This is a genomic window from Bacteroides propionicifaciens DSM 19291 = JCM 14649 (assembly GCF_000375405.1).
Classification (GTDB): domain Bacteria; phylum Bacteroidota; class Bacteroidia; order Bacteroidales; family Bacteroidaceae; genus Bacteroides_E; species Bacteroides_E propionicifaciens.
The window spans coordinates 13,391-36,291 of sequence record NZ_AQWS01000009.1 but is presented as its reverse complement, the minus strand read 5'-3'; the positions used below and the strand labels follow the sequence as shown (position 1 = coordinate 36,291).

Annotated in this window: 19 protein-coding genes and 1 pseudogene; 4 read left to right on the top strand and 16 right to left on the bottom strand. The window is 38.2% G+C overall.

What is annotated here, in order from left to right; all coding sequences use genetic code 11:
• Window positions 1-33: 33 nt before the first annotated feature.
• The 8 genes and pseudogenes from B091_RS0103895 to B091_RS0103860 form a co-directional block, all read right to left on the bottom strand.
• A complete protein-coding gene (locus B091_RS0103895) occupies window positions 34-1,143 on the bottom strand; it encodes an ABC transporter permease (protein WP_018108699.1) in 1,110 nt (369 codons plus the stop codon).
• A gap of 18 nt (window positions 1,144-1,161) precedes the next feature.
• A complete protein-coding gene (locus tag B091_RS0103890) occupies window positions 1,162-2,271 on the bottom strand; it encodes an ABC transporter permease (RefSeq protein ID WP_018108698.1) in 1,110 nt (369 codons plus the stop codon).
• A gap of 3 nt (window positions 2,272-2,274) precedes the next feature.
• Window positions 2,275-3,015 (bottom strand): annotated as a pseudogene (locus tag B091_RS0103885) (ABC transporter ATP-binding protein); the annotation flags it as partial.
• Complete coding sequence (locus tag B091_RS0103880; protein ID WP_018108696.1) at window positions 3,011-3,925, bottom strand: ABC transporter ATP-binding protein; 915 nt, start codon at window positions 3,923-3,925, stop codon at window positions 3,011-3,013. The pseudogene B091_RS0103885 and the gene B091_RS0103880, both read right to left, overlap by 5 nt.
• Window positions 3,926-3,946: 21 nt before the next feature.
• Window positions 3,947-4,843 (bottom strand): HlyD family secretion protein, encoded by an 897-nt coding sequence (locus B091_RS0103875; RefSeq protein ID WP_018108695.1) that lies wholly within the window; start codon window positions 4,841-4,843, stop codon window positions 3,947-3,949.
• A gap of 7 nt (window positions 4,844-4,850) precedes the next feature.
• Window positions 4,851-6,104: a TolC family protein gene (locus B091_RS0103870; protein ID WP_018108694.1), complete on the bottom strand. Its 1,254-nt coding sequence runs from the start codon at window positions 6,102-6,104 to the stop codon at window positions 4,851-4,853.
• 11 nt (window positions 6,105-6,115) lie between these two features.
• Window positions 6,116-6,733: a TetR/AcrR family transcriptional regulator gene (locus B091_RS0103865; protein ID WP_018108693.1), complete on the bottom strand. Its 618-nt coding sequence runs from the start codon at window positions 6,731-6,733 to the stop codon at window positions 6,116-6,118.
• Window positions 6,734-6,976: 243 nt separating this feature from the next.
• On the bottom strand, window positions 6,977-8,014 hold the full coding sequence (locus B091_RS0103860) for a sugar kinase (protein WP_018108692.1): 1,038 nt from the start codon (window positions 8,012-8,014) through the stop codon (window positions 6,977-6,979).
• 325 nt (window positions 8,015-8,339) lie between these two features.
• On the opposite strand from B091_RS0103860, the gene B091_RS0103855 reads away from it, so the two are divergent.
• The gene (locus tag B091_RS0103855) at window positions 8,340-9,827 is read left to right on the top strand and encodes a PepSY-associated TM helix domain-containing protein (RefSeq protein ID WP_025069431.1); all 1,488 of its coding nucleotides are present in this window, start codon (window positions 8,340-8,342) and stop codon (window positions 9,825-9,827) included.
• 2 nt (window positions 9,828-9,829) lie between these two features.
• Here B091_RS0103855 and B091_RS0103850 read toward each other — a convergent pair whose 3' ends face one another.
• The 5 genes from B091_RS0103850 to B091_RS11705 all read right to left on the bottom strand — a co-directional run bounded on the left by B091_RS0103850 (window position 9,830) and on the right by B091_RS11705 (window position 14,212).
• On the bottom strand, window positions 9,830-10,171 hold the full coding sequence (locus tag B091_RS0103850; protein ID WP_018108690.1) for a carboxypeptidase-like regulatory domain-containing protein: 342 nt from the start codon (window positions 10,169-10,171) through the stop codon (window positions 9,830-9,832).
• A gap of 74 nt (window positions 10,172-10,245) precedes the next feature.
• Window positions 10,246-11,172, bottom strand: coding sequence for a TIGR01777 family oxidoreductase (locus B091_RS0103845; protein WP_018108689.1), 927 nt, complete (start codon window positions 11,170-11,172; stop codon window positions 10,246-10,248).
• Window positions 11,173-11,182: 10 nt separating this feature from the next.
• Window positions 11,183-12,124 carry a PGN_0703 family putative restriction endonuclease gene (locus B091_RS0103840; protein ID WP_018108688.1) on the bottom strand — a complete coding sequence of 314 codons (942 nt, stop codon included), beginning with the start codon at window positions 12,122-12,124 and terminating at the stop codon, window positions 11,183-11,185.
• A 218-nt stretch (window positions 12,125-12,342) separates the two neighbouring features.
• Window positions 12,343-13,269, bottom strand: a complete 927-nt coding sequence (locus B091_RS0103835) for an EamA family transporter (protein ID WP_018108687.1) — start codon at window positions 13,267-13,269, stop codon at window positions 12,343-12,345.
• Window positions 13,270-13,393: 124 nt separating this feature from the next.
• A complete protein-coding gene (locus B091_RS11705; RefSeq protein ID WP_018108686.1) occupies window positions 13,394-14,212 on the bottom strand; it encodes a DsbA family protein in 819 nt (272 codons plus the stop codon).
• A gap of 127 nt (window positions 14,213-14,339) precedes the next feature.
• Between B091_RS11705 and B091_RS0103825 the strand changes: the two genes are divergently transcribed.
• Both B091_RS0103825 and B091_RS0103820 read left to right on the top strand, forming a co-directional pair.
• Window positions 14,340-15,218, top strand: a complete 879-nt coding sequence (locus B091_RS0103825; RefSeq protein WP_018108685.1) for a carbohydrate kinase family protein — start codon at window positions 14,340-14,342, stop codon at window positions 15,216-15,218.
• Window positions 15,219-15,400: 182 nt separating this feature from the next.
• The gene (locus B091_RS0103820) at window positions 15,401-16,777 is read left to right on the top strand and encodes a DUF4026 domain-containing protein (RefSeq protein ID WP_018108684.1); all 1,377 of its coding nucleotides are present in this window, start codon (window positions 15,401-15,403) and stop codon (window positions 16,775-16,777) included.
• Between the two features lie 49 nt (window positions 16,778-16,826).
• Here B091_RS0103820 and B091_RS0103815 read toward each other — a convergent pair whose 3' ends face one another.
• Complete coding sequence (locus B091_RS0103815; RefSeq protein ID WP_018108683.1) at window positions 16,827-18,419, bottom strand: ABC-F family ATP-binding cassette domain-containing protein; 1,593 nt, start codon at window positions 18,417-18,419, stop codon at window positions 16,827-16,829.
• 403 nt (window positions 18,420-18,822) lie between these two features.
• Between B091_RS0103815 and B091_RS0103810 the strand changes: the two genes are divergently transcribed.
• On the top strand, window positions 18,823-19,305 hold the full coding sequence (locus B091_RS0103810) for a GNAT family N-acetyltransferase (RefSeq protein WP_018108682.1): 483 nt from the start codon (window positions 18,823-18,825) through the stop codon (window positions 19,303-19,305).
• 84 nt (window positions 19,306-19,389) lie between these two features.
• Here the strand turns inward: B091_RS0103810 and B091_RS0103805 are convergent, their stop codons facing one another.
• Window positions 19,390-21,135, bottom strand: a complete 1,746-nt coding sequence (locus tag B091_RS0103805; protein WP_018108681.1) for a phospho-sugar mutase — start codon at window positions 21,133-21,135, stop codon at window positions 19,390-19,392.
• A gap of 130 nt (window positions 21,136-21,265) precedes the next feature.
• A complete protein-coding gene (locus B091_RS0103800; protein ID WP_018108680.1) occupies window positions 21,266-22,900 on the bottom strand; it encodes a C69 family dipeptidase in 1,635 nt (544 codons plus the stop codon).
• Between the last annotated feature and the right edge of the window lies 1 nt (window position 22,901).

Sequence of the window (22,901 nt, the reverse complement as noted above, 5' to 3'; positions counted from 1 at the left end):
TAGGGGATACTTGTTTATAATAGAACTAAGAAATCACTGACTCTTCTTATAACTAAGAATCGCCCAACTGTTGAAGAATAGTGCAAAGCCTATCAACTTTAAGAGTTGTGGAATTAAATTGATGACCCCACTACCTTTTAGATAAACCGAACGCATCACCTGTATGAAATAAGTCAGTGGATTGAGCTGTGCTATAAACTGAGCCCAATCGGGCATGCTGCTAATGGGGGTAAATAAACCACTTAGCAATACCAAGATTAGCATAAAGAAGAACATCACAAACATTGCCTGCTGCATAGTAGCAGAATAGTTCGATATTACTAGCCCCAAGCCCGAAACTACCAACACATAAATTGCGGCATAAAAATAGATTGTAAGTAAGCTACCTACAGGAGTTAAGTTATATACTACTGCCGCCAATACAAAGCAAATCGTGAGCACGATAAAACCAATCACCCAATAAGGGATAAGTTTACCCAAAATGAAGAGAATGCGCTTAACGGGGGTAACATTAATCTGCTCAATCGTACCAATCTCCTTTTCTTGTACAATATTTAGTGCGGGTAGAAAGCCTGTCAAGAGTGTTAATAGCATCACAATAAGTGCAGGCACCATAAAGACTTTGTAGTCTAAATAGGTATTAAACTTATTATAAGGCATCACCTGTATTAGTGTAGTTGACATTTTTGAAATCAAACCAATATTTATATTAATATCTTGGGCATAATCAGCAAGAATAGAACTCAAATAGCTGCCCGCTAACCCTCCTTTCGTACCGTTGACCGCATTAGATGAAATCATGACCTCGCTCTTCTTATCTCGAACCAAATCACGCTCGAAGTCGGGGCGAATTTCTAGAATTACATCCGTCTTACCCGACTCAATGCTCCGAAGGGCTTGCGCGTTAGAGCTAGATATATCCTCCAGAATAAAATATCCCGAAGCAGTTACCTTCTGAATCAGATGCTGGGAATAAGTGCTATGATCGTTGTCAACCACAGATAGTTTTATATTTTTAATCTCTTGATCCGCAGCCCAAGGCATGATAAGAAGCATCATTACGGGCATCATCAAAATCACTTTTGGCATAAACTGATCTCTAATGATCTGCTTAAACTCTTTCTCTAATAAGAATCTCAACATATTTATCTATTTATTAGGCTATAAGCGTTTTTTAAATGTCTTCAGACTTACCGCAAGCAAAACCAAAAGCATGAGAATCAAGACCCCCAACTCGGTCACAATATAAACTGAATCTACACCCTGAATCATTAACTTCTTAATAATAGTTATGTACCAACGCGCAGGTATAATCGATGAAATGCCCTGCAAAATCACAGGCATACTCTCGGTAGGGAACATCATTCCCGAGAGAATCATTGTGGGCGTCATTAGTCCCATTCCCGAAATCAACATTGCTGCCACCTGTGACTTAACCAAATTGGAGATTAATAACCCCAAGAGCAGTGCTACCAAAATAAACAAAAGCGAAACAGCCACTATCATGGTTAAGCTACCAGCTATGGGTACATTTAAGACAAACACAGAGAGCGTTAATATCGTTGCTAAATTGCCAATAGAGATTACGAAATAAGGTACAGCTTTGGCAATGATAATAAAGATTGGACGAATCGGGGAAGCCAATAAAACCTCCATACTACCCTTCTCTTTTTCTCGAACAATAGAGATCGAAGTCATCATGGCACAAATCAACATCAAAATTAATCCCATCACTCCAGGCACAAAATTATACGCACCAACCATTTGAGGATTATAAAGCATTCTTACTTGTGGTACGATTTGCATCGGAGCCACTTCAGACTTCAAGGGTATAAACTCTTGCTGATATTGCATTATAATACTTGTCACATAGTTGGTCATGGTTTTTGCTTGATTGGGATCAGTAGCATCGACAACAACTTGCAGGTCGGCCTTGCCTAAGTGTTCAATATTCTCTTGAAAATTAGGTTCAAACACTAAAACCATGCTTACCCTACCATTTTTCATTAGCTTCTCTATCTGAGAAGGCTCAGAAATATTTTCGACAAGCGTGAAATATTCATTGGCCTGAAGACGCTGGATAATTTGCTGAGTCACGACATCTTTGGATTGGTCATAAATAGCAATCTGAGCATTTTTGACCTCAGTGGTTATGGCAAAACCAAAAAGAATAATCTGAACTACGGGCATAGCCAATAAAATCAGAACTGTCCGCTTATCTCTGAAGATATGGAAGAACTCCTTCTTTACAAATGCTAGAAATTGCTTCATAGTTTAATCTTGATTACGAGTTGCTTTACGTGCAAATTTCTGAAATACCTCATCCATTGAGGTAGAAGTTGTTTCTTGCTTGAGTTGTGCTGGAGTATTAAGCCCTTCGATCCGCCCATCAACCATAATAGACACCCTATCACAATATTCAGCTTCATCCATATAGTGAGTGGTGACAAACACAGTGATTCCTTGATCGACAGCCTCGTATATCATTTCCCAAAACTGACGACGAGCGGCAGGGTCTACTCCACCCGTAGGCTCATCAAGGAAGACAATTTGGGGCGAATGAAATATAGAGACTGAAAAAGCTAATTTTTGCTTCCAGCCAAGTGGTAAATCACGGACTAATGTATTTTTTTCACTCATTAACCCCAGATGATTTAAAATCACATCAGTTTTAGAGGCAATTGCTTTGGTCTTCATCCCGTAGATCCCTCCAAAAAGACGGATATTCTCCCACACCTTCAGATCACCATAGAGAGAAAACTTTTGGCTCATATAACCTATACTGGCTTTAACCTTTTCGGGGTCCTTAGCAATATCAAAACCAGCTACACTTCCTGATCCTGAGGTTGGATGGCTCAGCCCACAAAGCATACGCATGGCAGTAGTCTTCCCGGCACCATTAGCACCAAGAAACCCAAAGATTTCGGCTTTATGAACCTCAAAACTTATATGATCAACAGCCGTAAAATCGCCAAATTTTTTGGTCAATTCGTGAGCCTGAATTACGATGTCATTCATCAGCAGTAGTTGTTATTTGCATAAAACAATCTTCAATAGTAGGTTCAATTGGTTGAATCAAAACATCCTCATGGTTTTTTAGCCTAAGGTAAGCAGCTAGCTCTTCAACCGAATAAGTGGCCGCCAAAGTTACATGGTGATTATCACCAAATGTAAAGCTACTCAATACCTGAGGATTCGCTCTGAGGTCGAGCAGTAACGGATACATACGACTTGCAGATACAGCCAATAGCTTCGAGGGGTACTTAGCAATCATATTTCGTGGTGTATCTACATCGAGGAACTTACCTTGGTGTATAAAAGTAATTCTATCACATAGTGAAGCCTCATCCATATAGGGTGTGGAAACCAAAATCGTAATCCCCTGAGTTTTTAGGTTGGAGAGCATCTCCCAAAACTCCTTTCTTGACACAGGGTCAACACCTGTAGTGGGTTCATCCAAGAACAAAACTGAGGGTTTATGAATCAAAGCACAGCTCAAAGCAAGTTTCTGCTTCATACCTCCCGACAGTTTTCCCGCTCTTCGTTTCTTGAAGGGCTCTATTTGTTTATATATCTCCTCAATTAGGTGATAGTTCTCTTGGACAGTGGTGTGGAAAAGTGTGGCAAAAAACTCTAGGTTTTCCTCAACACTCAGGTCTTCGTAAAGCGAGAACTTACCGGGCATGTAGCCAATACGCTGACGAATCGCCTTATAGTCATTCACTACATTAAAACCATCAACAGTTGCCTCACCACTATCGGCTAAGAGTAATGTGGTAAGAATCCGAAATAACGTGGTCTTCCCCGCACCATCTGGGCCAATAATCCCGAATATCTCTCCTTTACTAGCTTCAAAACTTATAGACTTCAATGCAGAGACTTTGTCATAGGTTTTGCTGATATTTTTCACTGCTACTGCAATCATATCTTGTAGTTGTTTTATGAATTAAAACTTGACCTCACCGTACATACCTTTTTTGATAAAGCCATCGTTCTGCACTTCGATTTTAACAGCATAAACTAGATTGGCTCTTTCATCTCGGGTTTGAATTGTTTTAGGTGTAAACTCTGCCTTATCGGCTATCCAGGTAACCTTACCTTGGTGCTCTTTTCTACCCTCTGCTCCTAAATCGGAATAGACCTTTACCGTTTGACCTAACTTTACTGTAGTGAGTTGGTCGGCAGTAACATAGGCTCGAAGATAAACGATCTGCAAGTCGGCCATTTTAAATAGAGCTTTACCAGGCATAGCAAATTCTCCTTGTTCTGCATATTTTGCAAGAACTGTACCCTGAATTGGGCTGATGATGCGAGCTTTATTTATTTGATCTTGGATCTGATCCATCTGTGCCAAAACAGCACGCTGCTCATTTGACAAACTTGCATTCGAGTTGTGTATGTTTTCGTGCAATGCCTTAAGTTGCTTTTGAAGTACCAAGATTTGAGACTCAATATCGTCAACCTGCTTCTGATTGGCAGCATCACTGGCTACCAAATTGGAAAATCGTTTGTGCTCACGCTCTTGGTTTGCAATCTGAGCTTTGAGGGCAGCAACTTGAGTGGGTAAATCAGACTTACGACTTTTAACCCCCGAAAGACTAGCCTCCAATTGCAAGTACTTCAAGCTAAGCTGCATAGTATCGATATAACCGACTTGTTGATTAATAGCCAAAACCTCACCTTCACCAAGTGTAAGTTTCTTAATTTCTCCACTACTTTGCGCTGACACGATCACTTCGGTAGCCTCAAAAACACCTGAGGCATCGTATTCTACATCTTTGCTTTTACAGCTAGCCAGAGCAAGAAGCAGAGTCGCTATAAATAAATATCTAACAGATTTCATATTCCACTTAGTTATTAGTTAAGAATTTCAAGTTGTGAATGGCTTGCAAAAGCTCAATCTCATGAATAATTTTATTTAGTTTAGCCTCTTGCTCAGCATTAATTTCGTGCATATAGTCGAGCACCGAAAGTGTACCACTGGCAAGTTTAAGTTGAGCAGCTTGTTTTATTGAACCTCGAAGTGCTATAATTTCGTCATCCGACTTTAATACCTCTCGCATCTTATCAATCTCGTTACTGCTCTGAGTTACTTGAAGCCTATTATTGTATAAAAAAGTCTCTCTACTGGTTTCAATCAGTTCTGAACTCGTTTGAATATTCTTAAGCTTGTTCTTTCGAGTATATAGACTGCTAAAATTCCATTTCAACGAAATTCCCCCCATATAATAAAATGAGAAATCAGGCTCAAGCATGTTTAGTCCAGGACGACCATAACCACCTGTAGCAAAAAGATTGAGCTTAGGCATCAAGCTAGCCTTTACCTCCATGCGTTGAATACCTAAGCTCTTAATCTGAGCTTCATAAAAAGCCAGTTCAGGTCGTTGAATCAACAGAATTCCTAACTCTAGAGAATCTTCGGGTTTGTCTAATTCGGTTGATAAATCAAGAGGCTGATTAATCATTCGTGATAGCATTTCTAAGTAAGACTTCTTGCTGTGCAAAAGCGAAGTATAGTTTTGCTGAGCTTTAACCTGCTCTACTTTAATCTGATTTAAATCGGATTTATTAGCTAGTCCATTATCTTGGTAGGTAGCTACCTGCTGATAATTCCGAGACAAATCATTCTGAAAAACCTGGTTAAGTCGCAACATCTCATCATGCAATAAAATCGCAAAATAAAGTTCATTGACACGCTGACGAATAGCATAGACTGTAACATCTGTCCGCTTTCTCTCAACCTCACTTTGGCTACGAATTCCTGCCTTGGCTGCGTGGATAGACCCACCATCCCAAATGCTTTGATTCATCTCTAAGGTCGCACCATACTGATCTTTATGCAAGGCTTTAATGCCATCCATAGCAATAGGGACTTTGGTAACCTCCGATTGGTAGGTAGCCTTTAGACCGAGTTGAATCTGTGGCAAGTAGCCTTTTCCAATATTAGCCAAGTTATAGTTCTTGGACTGCTCTATTAAATCGTATTGCCTAATCTGAGGGTAATTGGCAGCAGCTTTCTCATAACACGAACTCAAAGAGAGCTGTGCATAAAGAGCTGATAAAGGCAAAACAGAAGAAATAAGCACGAATAAAAGTCGTTTCATAGGCCTAAAAATTAAAGACGAAACAAGTTCAAGACTGTCTCAACATTTTGCTGTTTACGATGTGTCAGAAATTGAGCTTTACTTTGGGGAGTAATCTCGAAGACACTATTAATAAGTGGTGAGCTAATAAAGACAAAGGCATTAAGCGACACCATAGTGAGCAGAAAATCATTAGCCTCAACTGGTTTTATAGCACCCCGAGCAACCTCTTTATCAATTTCTTCTTGAAGATTCTTAATCAACAGAAGCATCTTGCTTTTAACAATTTGCATCAGAAGATCCTTGAGAGGTTGCTCGTTACGGATCTCACTAAACAAAAATATTGGTAATCGCTCATTAGCAGCTACAAAATCAAAATGCGACTCAACCCACATCTTGATTTTTTCGAGAAAAGGGAGATCTTGCGTAATAGTAAAAAGCATACCATCACACATTTGTTCTGCTTTTCGACGAAATACAACCTCAAAAAGATTCATCTTAGTGCGGTAGTAATAATGAAGCATGGCATGATTCAGCCCTGCACGCTTAGCAATCTCGGTAGTACGCGATTTACCATAGCCCTTATCTAAAAACTCTGCTTCGGCAGCCTCCAAAATCAATTTCTCTGTATCGGTCTCTTTTACTGACATAATTCTATTTAAAGTATATATTTTAGCACTAACTCAATCATCTAACAATACTGTTAAACATCACAATGATAAATATATTTTAATTATAAAAGAAGTAACAGCTATTAATTAACCATACTTAACCATAAATGAAATCGCCCCCTTAGACAAAGTTCTATTGTCTAAGGGGGCGATTATACTCCTACTTACTCGCTTAAGGCTTAGGAGTAAGTCCAAACAAGTAAACGACTAAATCGTTTTATATTATCGAGACACACGTCCTGAACCATCTCCACCCATCAAGTTTTCAACCTCTTGAACGGTAACCATATTATAATCTCCATAAACTGTATGCTTTAAGCAAGAAGCCGCAGCAGCAAATTCAAGAGCCTTCTGATCATCATCCTTATAGGTAAGCAGACCATAGATCAAGCCACCCATAAATGAATCACCTCCACCTACACGATCAACAATATGTGTAATATCATAACGCTGTGACATGTAAAGTTTATCCGAATATAAGCATCCTCCCCAAGTGTTGTGGTTAGCATTAATTGAACCTCGCAGAGTAATAACAACTTTCTTAGCTCTAGGGAAACGTTTGATGAGTTGTTTACATACCGATTCAAACTCCTTAGGATTGACCTCACCAGCTGTAGCAGTTACATCAAAACCCTCGGGTTTGATACCAAAAACCTTCTCTGCATCTTCCTCATTACCCAAGATAACATCACAACCTTCAACGAGTGCGGGCATTACCTCTTGCGCAGATTTGCCATATTTCCAAAGATTTTTTCGATAGTTTAAGTCAGTAGAGACAGTCACACCCATACGGTTGGCCACCTTAATAGCTTCTAAGCAAACATCAGCAGCACCTTGAGAAATTGCTGGAGTGATTCCTGTCCAATGAAACCACTCGGCATCTTTAAATATAGCTTCCCAATCAATCATTCCCGGCTTAATATCGGCTACTGAAGAGTGAGCTCTATCATAAACTACTTTAGAAGCGCGCGCCACAGCACCAGTTTCTAAAAAATAGATACCTACACGCTCACCTCCACGAAGGATATGACTCGTACCGACATTGTATTTACGCAAATCAGAAATACACCAATCAGCTATGTCATTTTGTGGCAGACGAGTTACAAACTCTGTAGGAATACCATAATTAGCTAGTGAAACGGCGATATTGGCTTCGCCTCCACCAAAAGTGGCATTTAGAGCATTCGACTGAATAAAACGACTATAACCAGGAGTTGCTAAACGTAGCATGATTTCTCCAAAACTTACTACTTTTTTCATAGAATTAAATTGTTTGTTTACTCAAGTACCTCTTAATAGTACTTAGTTCGATTGAATAGTAAGCAAACTAATAATAATAAAACATTATTACAACTAAAGCCTATTGTATTTTATTTAATACACTGATACAAAGCTACAAAAGCAAAACTAATCATTATTATAGCACGTAAATTTGCAACACACTTTATCCAGTAAATTCAAAGTCCAAGCAGCGGCTAAAGTATGAGTAGGGTAATCTTGCTATTGTTTACAATTATGAGTTGGAGTTGCTAGATAAATTTAAAGTATTCATATCTTTCGGAATAACTTAAAAGCAGCTTACCAAATGAAACGATTGACCTGGAAGAAACATCACAAATGGATTGGGCTATTGTTCTGCCCTTTTATTATTTTGTTTTGCATATCAGGGATCTTATTAAACCACCGCACTGCTATTTCGTCATTGGAAATAAATCGCAAATATCTCCCCTCTTCCTTCAGGTATGAGGGTTGGAATAATAGTCTAGTAAAAGGTACACTATCCTATAAGAACGGTAAAGACTCAGCTGTCTTACTCTATGGCAATGCAGGCGTATGGGAAGCAAACAGTTCAGCTACTGAGTTCAAGTCATTCAATACGGGATTTCCTAAAGGCGTTGATAACCGCAATATACAAGCGGTAAAACAAACACTTAGTGGAAGACTCTTCGCTGCATCACAATTTGGACTTTATCATAAAGGCTTAACAGAAGATTGGCAGATCCTGAATTACGGTTCAACAGAGAGGTTGACCGACTTAATAATAAAGGGAGATAGTCTTATTGCAGTAGGTCGTTCTAAATTATATATTTCAACCCCACCATACACCAATTTTAAACCCATGGAACTCAAAGCACCCAATGACTATAAAGGAGAAGTTACCATGTTCCGAACCGTTTGGCTCATTCACAGTGGACAACTATTTGGAGTTGCTGGCAAAATTATTGTTGACTTATTGGGAGTAATACTGATTATAATAAGTGTTACTGGAGTATTATTTTGGCTACTACCCAAACAGATTAAACGCCAAAATAGAAAAGCAATTTCGACCGCTAAAACCAAAAGATGGTTTAGACTCTCACTCAACTGGCACGACAAGCTTGGTAGGTATACATTCGGAGCTATGTTATTTTTGGCCATTACAGGTTGGGCTTTGCGACCACCACTTTTAATTGCTCTAGCTCAAACAAAAATTCCAGCAATACCCACGACAATGCTTGACAGCTCGAACCCTTGGAATGATCGTATTCGTGCTCTAAGATATGACTCAGCTAATAAAGATTGGCTACTCTCAAGTTCTGAAGGATTGTATCAACTCGACTCACTCACAGCTACACCTATAAAAATAGAACATGCACCTCCAATTAGCGTTATGGGAATAAATGTGTTTGAGCAGAAAAACAGAGATCATTGGCTTATAGGTTCTTTTAGTGGGCTATATGTTTGGGATAGGAATAATAGAATAACAACCGACTATTTCACAAAAGAAATAACAGAAGAAGTTAGTGGCCCACCATTCGGTAAGCGAGCCATAACGGGATACAGCTCAGATTTTAAGAATGAAGATGTAATTTTTGAATACGAGAAACCGGCTAATTTTGTCAGCATGCCCCAATTCTTAAGGACACAGCCTATTTCTCTTTGGAATATTGCCCTTGAAGTACATACAGGTCGTATATACACATTCCTAGGAGCTGGCACACTGATCTACATATTCTTTGCGGGTATACTCGTTATCTGGGCACTTATTTCAGGGTATAAGATTCGAAGACCAAAAAGAAAGAATAGAAGATAAAGTTATTTGCGTTCCTTCTCTTTCTCTTCTTGCTTTGGAGTCAGAAATAGTGGATCAAAATCGAAATGGTTATCATCCATCTCAATAGGCATAGATATAGATTCATAACCTACGGCAGAAACTGACATAACATAGCTTCCCTCAAGCAACTCATCGATCATAAAGTAGCCTAAAGTATCCGTCAGCTCCCCTGCAATAATCAAAGAATCTGCATCAATCACAGAAATAATAGCATAACGTATGGGAAGGTCTGTATCTTTACCCTTAACCAGGCCTTCAATTTTTTGCGCCTGCTCCAGAAATGGAGTAGCGATTAATACTAAAGCAAATAGAAATCTAAACATGGGGTTAAAATCAAATATTAATAATCATTCTTTACACAAAGGTAGTATAAAGTGATCGAGCAAGCGGCATTATACTACCTTTCATCCTTAAGATAGTGCTTAATTAGCTTTGAGGACTCTTCAAATTTAAATAAGAATCCACTATCAAGCAAGGCTTTAGGAGAAATCAACTGGTTAGTTAATATTAATTCATGCACCATTTCTTTACCAAAAACAATATTCAATAGAACTCTAGGAATATGAACCGTTATGAATGTCTGTCGCTGCTTTTTAAAAAGCGCTATAAGTTCGCGCATCTGGAGGCTTTGGGGAGCCACCAAATTGAATATACCCTTTAGACTCTCAGATTCTAACAAATATTGAATCGCACGGATCTCATCATCAAGAGCTATCCAAGGTAGGTAATTCTTTCCTGAGCCTGGAATAACAGCTATACGAGCCTTGAAAGGCATAAAACTCTGCTTCCAAACCAAGCTTTCTGGAGAAAGAACAACTCCCGAACGAATAATAATCTTACGTATCGAAGAAGAACAATCCTGAATTGGTTGTTCCCAAGCTTGGCATACGTCAGATAAAAAATCAGAACTCGTTGATTTAGGACTCTCTTCGGTAGCATAATGTCCCGAGCGTCCTTGTTGGCCATAATAACCCACAGCAGAAGCCTGAATCCATACAGAAGGAGCTTTTTGACAATGCTCCACACCATATTTGATTGCTTCAGCCACGGAGGTACGACTCTTCTTTATTATGTCCCTCTGAGAATGACTCCACCGTTTATTTCCTATATTTTCTCCTGCTAAATTGATCACAGCCAAAGAATCTTCGAGTTGTGCAGAAAGGCTCTCCCTACCATCCCACTCCCAATAAGAAACATGATCAGATGGACGATGCCTAGATGCATCGCGGGTAATAATCAGTACACTGTAGCGCTGCTTTAAAGCTTCGACTAAAGGTCTTCCTATATAACCAGTACCCCCAAATATTACAATTCTCTTTATCATATCGTGTTTTTTATTCCTCCTCTACGAGATAGCGTTCAACAAGCTCTTTGCTCCATTTAGACTGAGCTATTTGGTCTATGGTTCTCATGAAATAGTTTAGGTCATAAGCATGAAACTTAGATTGCTTATCTGAGTCCACTAAAAAACGATCCTTATATTCACGAACCACAACATCACACGGATCATTATTAAAAGGGTACAACACTAAGAGCTCTCCTCTACGATTAAGCTTAGTATCGGTCGACATATTATAACAAAGCAAATGCTTTCTCCATATTTCACCATAAGGAGGAATAGCCATATCTTGGTAGTTAGTCGAACTAAAATAGCCTGATGCGCCAGCTAGGGCACTATATTGATCTTTATATTTATAGAAAAGACGTAGAGATTTTCCCTCCTCCTCGTCCCTCATGTTTTCACAATAGCGAACTATAATTCCTAAGAACTTTTCTTCGCCTGCTATAGATAAATACTCCACATAAACATCAAAGGTCGTCCAATCGGGCTTACCCTTACGAGTCGAATAATCATATACCACAGAGGTCACTTCAGCAACCTCATCGGGCAAGACTCGTTTAAAAAACTCAGTAGCCAGACTCAAATTGAAACTCATCTCTCCAAAGAGATTAAAGCACAAGTGTTGAGATGACATCAGGTTGTTCTTAAACCTGTCCCATACATTGGCTGCATGCTCACGACTCGCCATAAGCATAGTCTTATCTACTAGCTTGTAGATATTACTAGTCAGAAACAAAAAGCTTTTCTCAAGAAGATTAGCATTCTCGTTATCTTGAGCCTCTCCTTTTAGTTTATCTTTAGCAGATTCCTTAAAGAGCAACCACTTATTTTGAAGCAAGCGAGCATGTGACTGAAAAGGCGTATCACTCTCCACGTAAGCATTATACTTCTTGAGCTCTTCGATAGGAGGTCGTTTTAATATCTTTTTATTCATAAGATTTGTCTCTAGTTACTTAATCTACAAGATAAATACTTAGTTAAGGAATAACGAAATTTAAGACTTAATTATTTCATATATCTTATAAAACGAGATATTATTAAAATAGTTTTACAACACTTATACTGAACTACCTAGTATTGCCGTGATATAACAAAAAAGTGTAGCCGAATAATTCTTTCTGCTACACTTTGAATGTTTATATTCTAAACTACTTAGTTATGATTAATAGGTACTTTTTGAGTCGTCAATTTCTTCTTTTTTTGCTGATCGCTAAGGATAACTAGTAAGACTGATATCAAAATCAGAACTAAACCGATTAAAGATTGAAATGTAAAGTGCTCTGAAAACACCAATACGCCAATACTTACGGCAACTAATGGTTCCATAGAACCCAAAATAGCCGTTACGGTTGAGCCTGCATATTTTACAGCTAGTATTAGAGCAAAGTCCGAAACAACAGTAGCTAAAAACGCCAATGCTAATAAATGTAACCCTGCATCAACACTTGGTATAGCCTGAATACCTCCTCCATCAAATTGAGCATACAAGAAAAAGATTACTGCTCCAGCGAGTATAACATAGAAGGTTAATACATCAGCAGGTAGCTGGCCCACCTTGAGCTGATTTAATCCTACAATATAAACCCCATAAGTAATAATAGTCAGTGCAGCAAGAAAAACACCCATCATGCTCATGCTACCAGAGCCCGTCCAACACATCAGAGCTACCCCAATTAACGATATGAAAGCAGCAAAGAATAAGGATTTAGACTTTTCTTCTTTAAAGAAGGCAACCATCAAAAAACTCACGCAAATGGGGTACAGAAAATGAATCGTAGTAGCTACCCCACTTGAAATGTAGTTGTAAGAATAAACCAAAAACAGAGCTGTCAAGGCGTATAAAGCACCAAGTGCGAAAATTGGAATCAAGTCTTTTAACTTTATCTTAAGATTACTTCGTCTGGCCAAACAAATGACAGCCATCATTATAGTAGATAAAAAGAAGCGATAAAAAAGAATATTGGCTTCACTCATTCCTAACTCCTTAACCAAAGGAATCGTAAATAAGGGAATCAGACCAAAGGTTCCCGATGAAATAATGGCAAACATAATGCCCTTTAAACCTGCTAAACTCTTCATTTTTTGATAATATCTTTACAATAGAACTACTTATTTCTAAATCGAATGCAAAGATACCTAACATAAATGGTTCTAGAGCTAGACTAACTAGGCTGGAAATGCTAAAAGGACTTAAAATAACGGCTTATCTCACTATCTCCCATAAGCTACCATTTGCAGAACGTATTACAGTAGCCAGATTATTATCAACTAAATCATCAAGTTGCTTTGTTGCATTTTCCATAGTACAGTCGCCAAGAATAGAGAGCTCTTTGCTGGTAAGAGAACCAAATCTCTTTAACATACTAAGGGCAGATTTATCATATTTGGTCTTTGCGATATTGGGCACTAATTTGAGCAGTTCATATTCATACTCCTTATAGTGCTGCACATTGACGAGCTCAGACTTGAGAACACCATAAGGATAAAGATATAAAGTAGGAAATAGTTCCACACCTAACTCGACTCCCTGAGCAATATCTCTATCAAAAGCCACCTTACCGTCGGCTATAAAATCTTTCCTAAAAATAGACATATCAAGCCCTACTTCCTTAGCGCACTCAAAGACAAACGACTCGCTTGAGATATCACACGATTCAACAAAAAGTTTTTCACGTAACTTCCGAAGCAAGGCATCAGCTAAACTCGGGCTTTGGCAGAAGGCAGCTCGATAAGCAATCGATGCAGGATAGGAAGAAGACAAGGGAGACTTCAACCAAACATCACCATTGATGGGCATATTATAGTCTATACTCGACTTATCCCAAAGCTCAGCCAATTCAGCTGGTGCTAAGTAATCTTCTGAATCAATATCCCAGCCTTCAGGAGGCAATAGCCCACCCATGCAAGTTTCAATTGATATGTCGTTGCCATACTCCAGTTTCAACCTGCGGATAATACCCTCAATCGACCAACAAGCCGAGCAAATGGGATCCATGTAGTATTTTATTTGAATTGTTTTCATATTTAAGTATTTAAATCTAGCCATACAACAAGCAAATAAGGAGTTTGGTTGTAAGATTTCAGTTGATTAGTTGGGGAACATTAAAGAATATAATAACTTGAGGCTGAACTCAATCGGAAGTCAACGTATGAAAAGATTTATTATAGGGTTAGGAGAAGTTTTATGGGATATTCTTCCACAAGGAAAACAGTTAGGAGGAGCTCCAACTAATTTTGCCTATCATGTTGGTCAGTTTGGATTCAATAGCAAAGTAGTAAGTGCTATTGGTAACGACCTATTAGGAGCTGAAGTTAAAGACTTTATGTCGCTTAGGGATATTGACAACTACTTAGCAATCTCAAACTATCCTACTGGAACAGTCGAAGTTGAACTCGATAGTTTAGGCATACCTAGCTATCAAATTAAAGAAGAAGTTGCCTGGGACTACATCCCCTTTGATGCCCAAATTAAAGCGATTGCTCAAAACACACAAGCTGTATGTTTTGGTACATTAGCCCAACGTGCCAGTACTAGCCATAAAACTATACATGAGTTTTTAAAAGCAATGCCTAAGGATCAGAATACGTTAAAAATATTTGATATTAATCTCAGGCAGTCATTCTATACAAAAGAAGTAATTGAAGCTTCTCTAAAAGTGTGTAATACCCTAAAGATTAATGATGAAGAATTAATCGTAGTAGATAGGTTGTTTGAATTAAAAGGCAAGAATGCTGAGCACATCTGCAGATCATTAATGGACAAATTCGAAATAAGCACCCTTATACTGACTTGTGGAGCACACGGCAGCCACGTCTTTATTGAGCAAAAACATTCTTTTAAAGAGACTCCAAAGGTCAATGTTATTGATACAGTAGGAGCTGGAGATTCATTCACTGCTAGTTTTTGTGCCTCAATACTTAGAGGTATGTCTATGCGTGAAGCTCATCAAAGAGCAGTAGATGTTTCTGCATTCGTATGTTCTAATGCGGGTGCCATGCCAAAACTACTTCCAGAACATTTAATTTAGCATAACAACATCAAATCATTAGCTCCTTCTTAAAGAGCCTAGATTAGTTTATTTTCTCTGAGCAACAATAAGATAAAATTACTAAAAACTTAAAACTTTATACAAGATAAATTCGTTATTTCTCCTTATATAGAACACAAACAACTAAAAAAGTAAAACAACATAACTTGCAATAAATCCGCATGACAAACAATGAAATTTACGAAGGTTTTATTCAGAAGAGTGGTATAAAAGCACACTCCTTCATGGGTGTAATTTTAAAGAGTACAGAAATAGAATTTATTCAAAAAGACTTACTGGACTCCCTTCAGAATCATTCTGAAATAAAACTCCATAATATTCAGCTTAAAAACTCCAACTTTACGGATGAAGTACTCCCGATTCTTAACTTAGAATGGAAAGTAGACATCGAATACGAGGGTATATTATTTACTGTTTATATATCAATTGGCAAAACACGAAACATTCAAGTATCGCAAATGGTGCTTGATCGGGGAGTAAGTCAAATGACGATAGAAGAGGCTTTAGATCGCCCCTATTTTTTATTCACAAAGCAAGTATATAGTGCTAAGCCCCTAAACTCATTCTTGCTACAAGTTAAAGTAATGCAGGCCATTGCTAAAGATGTCTTGCTAGTTCTTGACTTCTCTTCAAACCGAGTTTTCTCATCGGAATGGCTACAGACTACCTGCCAAACAAAAATTCCACCTTCACCTCGTAGTTTGTACTTGGTAAATATTATTTCGGATATCGCTAGTGATGGTAAGAAAAAGTATTGGTTGAGAACGGTAGGACTCTATAGATGTGGAGCTCCCGAGCTTGAAATCATTAGTGTGGATAATAACGTAGAGCAGATGAGCCAGCTCTTACATGCCACAGCCAATAGATTTATTCAAGAGAGCTTTGAAGAGGAATGCCCTATACAGATTGGTTACGATGGACTAGATATGGTTCTATGTTGGCAACGCTGGGAAGAAGCACTAAAGCAATACCCTAATGAAGCCCTGGGTGGGTTCAAGTACCGAGAAAAACCCGACAGCGGTTACAATAAGTTTAGAGATCCTTCGGGCATTCTCTTTGCTATTGAAGAAGATTTATTGATCTCACCACAAATCTATAGCAAAGCTCTAGATAACGACCCCCTACTCTATATTGACCCAGAGGAAAAAAAACGCCAATGTCTTATGGCTAGAGAGCGATACGCCTCCTTTTTTAATGCCTATGAAGAGTATGGTACTAAAACTTTTGAAGACTTCCCAGACATAGCCTACTTAAGCCCTACACGAGCAAGCTACAAGTGGAAGTTTATAGTTCGATTAGATTTAGAACAACACGATAATTTCAAAAAGCAAGATGAGATGTGGTTTGAGGTAATGCATATTCATCACGATGAGATTCGGGCAAAACTTATTACTAAAACCTATTGGAGCAAACAATATAAAAAAGGAGATATCGTCACGGCATCAATTATCGAAACCTTGAGTTATTGGATTATCATTACACCAGACAATACTAAATACACTCCCGAAAGTACTTACCTGTTGGAGGCTGATTTATAAAATCAAAGAAGGAGAGCTTAACACTCTCCTTCTCTTTTTTAATTAAAGACTAATCCAGATTAATCTCGCGATCAATTCCGAGCTCCTCAACAAAGTATCGATCGTGAGAAACCAATAAAAGCGTTCCCTTATAATGACTCAATGTTTGGGTTAAAATAGCAATACTATGCATATCGATATTATTTGTTGGCTCGTCGAGTATCATTAAATCGGGTGCAACAGACGAAATTAATAAACTACACAAGCTCAATTTCATCTTTCCGCCACCGCTTAGTGAGCTACAAGGCTGATCCCAGAATTCTAAAGAAAGTTGTGAGCGATGCAACATACACTTGACCTCATGCTCAGGTAATTTGGAGTTGAAAGCTTGTGCCTGCTCGTATACTGTTTTAGAACCGTCTAAGAAGCTGTATTCTTGATCTAGATATAGCCAATTATTGGGTGTAATTTTAAGCGTTCCTTGTGTAGGAAGTACCATCTCGGTAATTAACCGAATCAGGGTTGTTTTGCCAGAACCATTACATCCTTTCAATAAAACACGTTCACCACTCCAAAGCTTAAAACTTAATGCTTCCTTCCAAACCAACTTATCGCCATTATAGGAGTAATTAACATCAGTAGCCTCAACAAGTAATTTATTCTCAGGTAAACTGGAAGACTCCAAATGAAGCTTTAATACCGATTGTTCAGCTATTTTATTCTTAATCTCCCTAATATCTGAACTAATACCTTCAACCTTGCCTTGATGATCAGCTTGAAATCTGGCTGAGGTTTTTTCTGCTCTATCCTGACGCGTATCCATCGCCATCTTTCCAATACCCTTACGAGCACTTAATTTCTGACCACGGCTATCAGCCTTTTGTTTACGCTCAGCAACTTTTTGCTGCTTAAGTTGAGCTTGCTTACGCTCAGTCTCCTTATTTTTTAGTGAAGCATGAATAGCACCAAGTTCAATATCTTTCTGCTCCTTATAAGCTTCATAATTGCCCGAATAATACTTAAGTCCTAGACTCGACAATTCTAAAATACCAGAGAGTAAATTGAGTAACTCTCTATCATGACTAACCACTAGTACAGAAGCAGTAGTCTGTTTTAACCAAGTATAAAGTAATATTCTGGATGTATAGTCTAAATGATTGGTTGGCTCATCCATCAATACAATGCCTGGATTATTCAAGGTTAGTCCAGCCAAAAACACTTTAGTCTTTTCACCACCACTCAACTCGTTCAAAGGAGTGTCAAGTGAAATATCTTGAAGTCCCCACTTTTCCATTTCGCTTTTAACTCGTTCTTCAAACTCCCAGTCGTCTCCTAAGGTTTCAAAGTTAATAATATCAACATTACCATTCAGAATCTCTTGAAGAGCATGAAGCTTGTCTGATATTTTTAGAACATCTACCACAGAGTTATTCAAGTAGGGAGTGAAATCTTGTGGAACTAAATAGATCGGCTCTTGAGAAATAATAGAACCTTGGAGCAAAGGAATATCTTCTGCTATCAATCGTAGCAGAGTCGATTTACCCGAACCATTATCTCCAACTAAAGCGAGTTGTTGCTGAAACTCTAACGAAAAAGAGAGATCAGAAAATAGCACGTCACCGTCAGGGTGCTGAAAACTTATATTTTGAATTATAATACTCATATAATATTTTGCCTTTAAAATTAGACTTAGAATAAAGTTAAAGGGCTAGAGGGTTAAATCCAAAGCATGACTTAGCCAAATTAACTTTGACTAATGTTATATATCAATACGTTAAGTAGAATTGGGAGTATGCTATATACCCAAGAATAGCTCCCTGTGATAAATATAACAGATATGAGTATGAGGGTGGATTTAAATAAAGCCCTTTGAAGAAATTAGGGGGTATTTATTAATCACATTATAGCGTAAATTGGTTAGTAATGAACTCAAAGGTAATATTTAAAACGGAAATATAGATTATAAAAACCTGACAATTATTCTTTTTGCCCTAGATTAGGACCATGAATGCTTGGTTGATAGCTAGTAATAGGTTATATTAGAAGTTTTTTCAAAATACAAAGCAATGAGCTACCAAATTGAAATTCAGACAAAAGTAGGCGAAGCTATTCCCTACGATTTATTGCTATTGGCCGATGAAGACCAAGAAGCTATTAACAAGTATATTCACGAAAGTGTCTTAATAGAAGCTAGAACAGAAAATGAACATCAACTTGTTGGTGTACTAGCTCTTAACCGAATTAATGAGAACGTTTTAGAAATTAAGAATATAGCAGTAGCCCCTGCACATCGCAAACAAGGAATTGGAAGACAGCTTGTCGAAGCTGCGATTGCTTATGCCAAGCAACACAACTTTATCGACCTAATAGTTGGTACAGGAGATCAGAGTTTTGATGCATTCTCTTTCTATCGAAAGATGCAATTTGAGCCCTACGGTGTACGTCCCAACTTCTTTGTTGAAAACTACAAGCAACCCATCATTGAAAATGGGCATCCCCTAAAAGACATGGTAATGTTTAAGCTCATCATTGAGCCAACTTTAGATTAGATCACAACTTATAACCTCGTATAAATAATAACGGGCGTCGGTTAATTACCAATGCCCGTTATTTATTTTTTGTAGATAAAAGCACTAAATACCCAAGTCTTTGCAGATTTGGTCAACCTTAGCATCAGCCAGTTGATTTGCTTTATCATAATCTTTACGATCTTTCATCTGCCCATTAACTTCCATGTAGAACTTAATTTTTGGTTCAGTACCTGAAGGACGAACAGAAACTTTAGAACCATCTTCTGTGTAGAATTGTAGTACGTTAGAAGTATCAGGCATTTCTAATTTAGAAACCTTACCCGATACTGTGTCAGTCAACTCAAGGGTTTGGAAATCCTTAATTCGAACAACAGGTGAACCAGCTAACGACTTAGGAGGATTAGCTCTAAAATCAGTCATCATGGCTTTGATTTGATCAGCACCACTCTTACCCTCTTTTACCACACTAATCACTCGTTCTTTAGAGAATCCAAACTCAAGATAGATATCTTGAAGCATCTCATAAAGAGACTTACCGTTATCCTTTGCCCAAGCAGCAATTTCTGCCATCAAGCAACAAGCTGAAACAGAATCTTTATCACGTACAAAGTCAGAAGCCAAGAAGCCAAAGCTCTCTTCACCACCACCAATGTACTTTTTCTTACCTTCAAGCTCACGAATCTCTCTAGCTACCCATTTAAAACCAGTATAACAATCAATTAGCTCAACATTAGCTGAAGCCGCAATCTTATTAACAAGTTCTGTGGTTACAATAGTTTTAACAACAAACTCATTGCCTTTAAGCTTACCTAAAGCTTTGTATTGTGTAATGATGTAGTAGAGGAAAATCATACAGATTTGGTTTCCATTAACCAAAATCCACTCACCTTTATCATCGGTAATAGCCACGCCAATACGATCAGCATCAGGATCACTAGCCATAACCAAATCGGCATCGGTCTCTTTAGCCTTAGCCACTGCCATAGCAAGAGCAGCAGGCTCTTCAGGGTTAGGTGATTTTACGGTAGGGAAATCTCCACTAATAATATTTTGCTCTGGAACATCAATAATATTTTCGAAACCCCACATTTTTAATGCACGAGGAATTAGTGTCACTCCAGTTCCGTGGATTGGAGTATAAACAATCTTAAGATCTTTATTTCTCTTAATAGCATCAGGATTAAGCGATACAGCTTGAACATGTTCTAAGAAAATCTTATCAATCTCTTCGCCTAAGAACTCAATAAGTGCAGGATTGCCTTTAAACTTAATATCAGCAGCTTTAACCTTGCTTACTTCATCAATGATACCTTGGTCATGTGGAGCCAAAACTTGTGCACCATCATCCCAATAAGCCTTATATCCGTTATACTCTTTGGGGTTATGCGAAGCAGTAATCATAATACCACTCTGACAACCTAAATAGCGAATAGCAAAAGAAGTTTCAGGTGTAGGACGCAATTCCTCAAACAAGTAAACCTTAATTCCATTTGCAGAGAAGATATCAGCAGAAATCTCAGCAAATTTTCGGCTATTATTACGACAATCGTGACAAACAGCTACCGAGATTTGATCCAAATCTTCGAACTGCTTATTGAGGTAGTTAGAAAGACCTTGGGTAGCAGCACCCACAGTATAAATATTCATTCGGTTACTACCCGACCCCATAATTCCACGAAGTCCACCAGTACCAAATTCCAAGTCTTTATAGAAAGACTCAATTAGGTTTGTATTATCCTTGTTGTCTAACATCCCCTTAACTTCAGCTTGAGTCTCCTTATCGTAGGCAGGAGTTAACCATTGCTCAGCTTTAGCTATAACACTTTTTAAAAGCTCATCGTTTTTCATACGGCTATAGTATTTAAAATTTATCTATTTTATACGTGATAAAAGGTGAATTTTATCCTCTCTAAATATAATCATTATTTTGATTTACTCTCCTTAGTACCTAATTGGTAATTAAGGAGAGTAAATTATTTTATTTCACTTTATAGCGATCTCCTGTTTGCTTGACATATTCTTTTAGAAATTCTTCAGTATAACCAGGGCGAATTACGCCTGTAGGCTGACCAATATTGTTACGCTCAAAAGAACCGTCTTTATTGGTACGTGTTATTACACCATCGTTATACTTTACGATAAGGTATTCACCTAGTTTCTTCCAAGCTTCAAAAGCTTGTTGTGCCGAGACACCAGTGTAGGTGGTTAGAAACTTTACAGCTTCTGCTGGATTTTTAGCATAAAGATCAGAAGCGACCTTCTCAACAGCTGGTTGATTGAGCGTATAGTAATCTTCCAATTCATTTTGAACCTTGCGAAGATCACCTATCATCATAGCGTAGCGAGGATAAACCATATTTGAGACCCACTGATAAATCCAGAATGCACTATCCCAAGAGAATGTTACATAATCAGCACCATTTGCAGCATAGCTATAAGGTACCTCAGTAGTTCCACAATAAACGGGTGTAAACACGGTCATATTAGCATCGTCAAGACCAAACCAGAAAACACCACCAATAGCATCAGGAAGGAAAGAACGCATTTGAGAAACAAATACCCAAGCACTTTGTTGAGTCGAAATTGGACGTTCGTTGAAATATTCTTGATCACCAACCTTAAATGTTAGTGGAGATAATCTATAAGGAGTGTGGTATGCACCTGCTCCAAAATCCTTACTAATATCTAGAGGAGTACCTTCGTAGTGATCTCTCATAGCATCACGCACATCTTGAACAGAAAGCTTTCGGTTGGGCTTCATGAATAGTGGCATTGGCGTTTCATCTTCACCTTCAACATACGAAAGGAATTCCTCTCCTTGGTCAGTAAACATATTGAAGAAACTCCAAACTCGAGCTTCACAAAAACGAAGACCACCAAAATCTAGTGGATTATAAGCTTTAGAGAAGCTGAAATCTTTATTTACCCCTTCGAAATAACCTTTTTCACGAGCAAAAGAGACAACATCAGGAGAATAGATACAGTTATTTTTATCATTCATATCAAACTGATGGATACGAGACTGATTTGCATGCGCTGAGATACAATCATCAGGCACTCGAACAGCTACCCAAACAGCACCTTTTATGCCTGGGCCTTTTCCACTCATCTCAAGAATCCAAATTTCGTTAGGGTCAGCAATAGTGAATGACTCACCACCACTAGCATAACCATATTCTTGAACTAAACTAGTCATCACTTTGATGGCTTCTTTAGCTGTTTTAGAACGTTGCAATCCTAAACGAATTAGACTACCATAATCAATGATTCCTGTAGTATCTTCGAGCTCAGGACGACCACCAAATGTGGTTTCGGCAATAGTTACCTGATATTCATTGATATTACCAATGACATTATAGGTTTGTTTTGCTTGTGCAATAGTGCCCATAAAGCGATTGTCTTCCCAATTATAAATGTCCAATTTAGCTCCCTTAGGATAAACTGCTGCTGGAGAATGATAAAGATCTCCAAACATTCCATACGAATCTGCCGAATAAGACACTATTGTAGAGCCATCAGCAGAGGCTTTTTTACCCACTATTAAGTTGGTACAAGCCCATGAACTAGCAATAACAGCAAATAATAAGGCTGTGGTTAAATAAAGTTTTTTCATA

Bases quoted from the DNA above. Each gene is read 5' to 3' on its own strand.
- B091_RS0103880 (WP_018108696.1), bottom strand. From the start codon at position 3,925: ATGATTGCAGTAGCAGTGAAAAATATCAGCAAAACCTATGACAAAGTC.
- B091_RS0103865 (WP_018108693.1), bottom strand. From the start codon at position 6,733: ATGTCAGTAAAAGAGACCGATACAGAGAAATTGATTTTGGAGGCTGCC.
- B091_RS0103845 (WP_018108689.1), bottom strand. From the start codon at position 11,172: ATGATAAAGAGAATTGTAATATTTGGGGGTACTGGTTATATAGGAAGA.
- B091_RS11705 (WP_018108686.1), bottom strand. From the start codon at position 14,212: ATGAAAACAATTCAAATAAAATACTACATGGATCCCATTTGCTCGGCT.
- B091_RS0103805 (WP_018108681.1), bottom strand. From the start codon at position 21,135: ATGAAAAACGATGAGCTTTTAAAAAGTGTTATAGCTAAAGCTGAGCAA.
- B091_RS0103870 (WP_018108694.1), bottom strand. From the start codon at position 6,104: ATGAAACGACTTTTATTCGTGCTTATTTCTTCTGTTTTGCCTTTATCA.
- B091_RS0103810 (WP_018108682.1), top strand. From the start codon at position 18,823: ATGAGCTACCAAATTGAAATTCAGACAAAAGTAGGCGAAGCTATTCCC.
- B091_RS0103855 (WP_025069431.1), top strand. From the start codon at position 8,340: ATGAAACGATTGACCTGGAAGAAACATCACAAATGGATTGGGCTATTG.
- B091_RS0103895 (WP_018108699.1), bottom strand. From the start codon at position 1,143: ATGTTGAGATTCTTATTAGAGAAAGAGTTTAAGCAGATCATTAGAGAT.
- B091_RS0103860 (WP_018108692.1), bottom strand. From the start codon at position 8,014: ATGAAAAAAGTAGTAAGTTTTGGAGAAATCATGCTACGTTTAGCAACT.
- B091_RS0103850 (WP_018108690.1), bottom strand. From the start codon at position 10,171: ATGTTTAGATTTCTATTTGCTTTAGTATTAATCGCTACTCCATTTCTG.
- B091_RS0103835 (WP_018108687.1), bottom strand. From the start codon at position 13,269: ATGAAGAGTTTAGCAGGTTTAAAGGGCATTATGTTTGCCATTATTTCA.
- B091_RS0103875 (WP_018108695.1), bottom strand. From the start codon at position 4,843: ATGAAATCTGTTAGATATTTATTTATAGCGACTCTGCTTCTTGCTCTG.
- B091_RS0103825 (WP_018108685.1), top strand. From the start codon at position 14,340: ATGAAAAGATTTATTATAGGGTTAGGAGAAGTTTTATGGGATATTCTT.
- B091_RS0103890 (WP_018108698.1), bottom strand. From the start codon at position 2,271: ATGAAGCAATTTCTAGCATTTGTAAAGAAGGAGTTCTTCCATATCTTC.
- B091_RS0103840 (WP_018108688.1), bottom strand. From the start codon at position 12,124: ATGAATAAAAAGATATTAAAACGACCTCCTATCGAAGAGCTCAAGAAG.
- B091_RS0103800 (WP_018108680.1), bottom strand. From the start codon at position 22,900: ATGAAAAAACTTTATTTAACCACAGCCTTATTATTTGCTGTTATTGCT.
- B091_RS0103815 (WP_018108683.1), bottom strand. From the start codon at position 18,419: ATGAGTATTATAATTCAAAATATAAGTTTTCAGCACCCTGACGGTGAC.
- B091_RS0103820 (WP_018108684.1), top strand. From the start codon at position 15,401: ATGACAAACAATGAAATTTACGAAGGTTTTATTCAGAAGAGTGGTATA.